This window comes from Streptomyces sp. HSW2009, from assembly GCF_040240285.1.
Taxonomy (GTDB): domain Bacteria; phylum Actinomycetota; class Actinomycetes; order Streptomycetales; family Streptomycetaceae; genus Streptomyces.
Genome location: NZ_JBEHZD010000657.1, coordinates 1 through 3,812, shown reverse-complemented (window position 1 = coordinate 3,812; position 3,812 = coordinate 1). Strand labels below are relative to the sequence as shown.

The 3,812-nt window shown below is 72.1% G+C and carries 2 protein-coding genes; one reads left to right on the top strand and one right to left on the bottom strand.

What is annotated here, in order from left to right; all coding sequences use genetic code 11:
* Positions 1 to 133: 133 nt before the first annotated feature.
* A complete protein-coding gene (locus AAHZ94_RS30280; RefSeq protein WP_349996925.1) occupies positions 134 to 1,798 on the bottom strand; it encodes a protein kinase domain-containing protein in 1,665 nt (554 codons plus the stop codon).
* A gap of 315 nt (positions 1,799 to 2,113) precedes the next feature.
* Here AAHZ94_RS30280 and AAHZ94_RS30275 point away from each other — a divergent pair.
* Positions 2,114 to 3,812: protein kinase domain-containing protein (locus tag AAHZ94_RS30275; protein ID WP_349996924.1), on the top strand; the 1,699-nt coding region annotated here is incomplete at its 3' end.

The following is a 3,812-nucleotide window of genomic DNA, read 5'->3' as shown; positions in this document are numbered from 1 at the left end:
CCCCCCGGGCCCCCACCCCCCGGGCCCACCCCGCCCCTTTCACGCTCTGCTCTCGTGCCCCGCGGGCACACCCCACCCGGCGCCGAGCCAGCCGATCGCCCCGGCCCCGCCGGCCGGGCGACCGCCGCCGGCCCTACTCCGGGTTGCCCGTGGAGACCGTCAGTTCGACCTTGTCTTCCTTGGGGTCGAAGGGCTCGCGCTGGTCGAAGGTGTACTCCATGACGGTGCCCTTGCCCCAGACGCTCTCGTTCATCGGCACGACCTCGTACTTCCAGCCGGCCTTCTTCAGGCAGGTCTTGACCGAGTCGATGTAGAGGTACTGGAACTTCGGCATGATGTACGACCCCGTCTTGTCCGGCGCCTCGTACGCGTCGGTGCACTTCTCCGGGTCGATCGTCTTGGACTTGTCGCCCTCCTTGAAGCCGGCGACCGTCTCCGTCGGCGTCTCGGTCGGCTTGGCCTGCTCCTCCTTGCCGTCACCGTCGTCGCCGCCCTTCGCGACGAAGGCGATGATCACGGCGAGTACGGCGATCGCGGCCACCACGGCGGAGCCGATCATGACCTTCTTGCTGCCGCCGTCGCCGCCCTGGCCGCCGTGTCCGCCACCGCTGGCGGGGGCCGGCGCCGGCGTCCCGTACGGCGGCGGCGTGCCCTGGCCGGTGCCGTACGGCGCGGGCGTCTGGTAGCCGGGCGGCGGGGTCTGCTGCTGCGGCGCGTACGGGCCGGGGGCCGGCGTGCTGGGGCCGTAGCCGCCGCTCTGGTAGCCGTGCTGCTGAGGCGCGTACGGGGTCTGCACGCTGGGCTGCTGGGCGGGGGCCGGCGCCTGCTGGTCGACCGGCGGGAAGACGGCGGAGCCGACGCCGGCGCCGCTGCGGGCCGGGCCGGCCCCGGTGATCACCGCGGGCGCCGCGCCCGACTGGCCGCTGCCCAGGATGCGCGCGCACTCGTCGCGCATCGCCTCGGCGGTCGGGAAGCGCTCGTTCGGGTTCTTCTTCAGCGCCCGGGCCACCAGCGCGTCCAGCGCCGGGGTCAGCGAGCGGTTGATGGTGGAGGGGGCGACCGGCTCTTCCTGTACGTGCGCGTACGCGATGGCCAGCGGCGAGTCCGCGTCGAACGGCAGCCGGCCGGTGGCCAGCTCGAAGAGCATGATGCCGACCGAGTACAGGTCGGAGCGGGCGTCCACGCCGCGGCCGAGCGCCTGCTCGGGGGAGAGGTACTGCGGGGTGCCGACGACCATGCCGGTCTGCGTCATCGAGGTGACGCCGGACTGCATGGCGCGGGCGATGCCGAAGTCCATGACCTTGACCACGTTGCGCTTGGTCATCATCACGTTGCCGGGCTTGATGTCGCGGTGGACCAGGCCCATCTCGTGGCTGACCTCAAGCGCCGCGAGCACGTCGGCGGTGATCTTCAGGGCCTTGTCGGCGGGCATCGCCCCGTACTGCCGGGTGTCCGCGTCGAGCACCGAGCGCAGCGGCTGGCCCTCCACGTACTCCATGACGATGTACGGCATCAGGCCGCCGCCGAGCTCGTCCTCGCCGGTGTCGAAGACGGAGACGATGTTGGTGTGTGACAGCTTGGCGACGGCTTGGGCCTCGCGACGGAAACGTTCGCGGAACGATTGCTCCCGGCCGAGCTCGGTGTGCAGGGTCTTGATGGCCACCTGACGGTCGAGCGCGGTGTCGTAGGCCAGGTGCACCGAGGCCATGCCGCCCTCGCCGAGGAGGTCCTGGAGCTGGTAGCGCCCGCCGGCGATGGAGTGGCCCTGGTAGCGGCCCTGCGCGCCGTGCTGGCTCATCGTGTACTTCCCCCTTGGCGCGCTGCCCCGGCCGTGAACGGCCGTTTGGCTTGTCAAACGCTCGGTGATCCCTATTTCTCGGCCAAGTCTGCCCCAGGGGGGCGACACGTCAAGCCGCGTGCCCGTTCCGTGACCGGATGCGCAAGAAGCCGTCACGTGATTTGCCAGGCTCCGCCCCAAACGGGTTTGATGGCCGGTCCATCACGAACCGGTGGGCCGCTCGGAGCCTGTAGCGTGCCTTAGCGAAGTACGACCCCACCCGCTGGCGTGGGGAACCCTAGCCCGTGCGAGTGGATAGAAACGACGCGAGGACTGATGGCACAGACCCAGGGCGCGCAGGGGCCCTCCGATTCTGACGCCACCGGGGTTGGCATGTCCGATTCGCCGGATTTTTGGGGCAATGGCGGGCTGATTGGTGACGGACGGTACCGCCTGACGCACAAGCTCGGCCGGGGCGGCATGGCCGAGGTCTTCGCCGCCGAGGACGTGCGCCTGGGGCGCACGGTGGCCGTCAAGCTGCTGCGGGCCGACCTCGCGGAGGACCCGGTCTCCAAGGCCCGCTTCACCCGCGAGGCCCAGTCCGTCGCCGGTCTGAACCACCACGCGGTGGTCGCCGTGTACGACTCGGGCGAGGACCTGGTCGGCGCGGCCGGCGGCCGTCAGCACGTCGTCCCCTACATCGTCATGGAGCTGGTCGAGGGCCACACCATCCGCGAGCTGCTGCTCAACGCGGAGGCCCCGCCGCCGGACCAGGCGCTGATCATCGTCTCCGGCGTGCTGGAAGCCCTGGCCTACAGCCACCAGCACGGCATCGTGCACCGGGACATCAAGCCCGCCAACGTCATCATCACCAACGGCGGCGCGGTCAAGGTGATGGACTTCGGCATCGCCCGTGCCCTGCACGGCGCCGCCAGCACCATGACCCAGACCGGCATGGTCATGGGCACCCCGCAGTACCTCTCGCCCGAGCAGGCGCTCGGCAAGGCCGTCGACCACCGCTCGGACCTGTACGCGACCGGCTGCCTGCTGTACGAGCTGCTCGCGCTGCGTCCGCCGTTCACCGGCGAGACCCCGCTGTCGGTGGTCTACCAGCACGTGCAGGACATGCCGGTGCCGCCGTCGGAGGTCACCGAAGGGGTGCCGCCGGAGCTCGACGGGCTGGTGATGCGCTCGCTCGCGAAGGACCCGGACGACCGGTTCCAGAGCGCGGAGGAGATGCGCGGCCTGGTCCAGTACGCGCTCCAGATGCTGCACGAGGAGGGCGGCTACACCGGTACCTGGAACACCGGTCCGGTGGCCCACCTCGGTGCGGCGACGCCGGCGATGGGCATGGCGGGCGCGTCCGCGATGCCGAACCCGGGGCAGGGCGACACCTCGCAGCAGCCGGTGTTCATCGGCGGCGGGCGCGGGGACGACGACGGCGGGTTCGACGGGGACGGTCCCGGCGGCCGGGGGCGCGGCAAGGTGTGGCTGTTCGCGGCGCTGGCGCTGATCGCGGTGGTGGTCGGCGTGGTCCTCGCGGTGAACGCGGCCAACGACAACGGCAACAAGAAGACGCCGGGCGACAAGGTCACGGACACCACCACCGAGAAGAAGTCCGAGGAGCCGTCGGAGAAGCCGAGCAAGGAGACGACTCCTTCGGAGGAGCCGAGCAGCGACGACAGCAGCTCCAACACCACCGGTGGCTGGACCCCGCCGAAGACCAACCGGCCGACGCAGGCGCCCGAGACGCAGAAGCCGACGACGCCGCCGGAGACCAACCCGACGACCGAGCCCACCGATGAGCCGACGGAGCCGACCACCCCGCCCGCGACCGACGACGGCAATCCGCCGACGCAGGAGCCGACCGACCCGTCGACCGGCGAGCCGCCCCCGGGCGGGCCCCGGCGCGGGCCCGGCAGCGGGGGCCGGGGGGGCGGGGCTGCCCCGCCCCCCCGGGGGGGCGGGCCCCCCGGCTGCCCCGCGGGACAGGCCCGGGTTCACCCCCCCCCCCGCTCGCCCGGCCGCCCAAGCC

What these genes read in the sequence shown, in the direction of transcription:
- AAHZ94_RS30280 (WP_349996925.1), bottom strand. Translation starts at nt 1,798, where the DNA reads ATGAGCCAGCACGGCGCGCAGGGCCGCTACCAGGGCCACTCCATCGCC.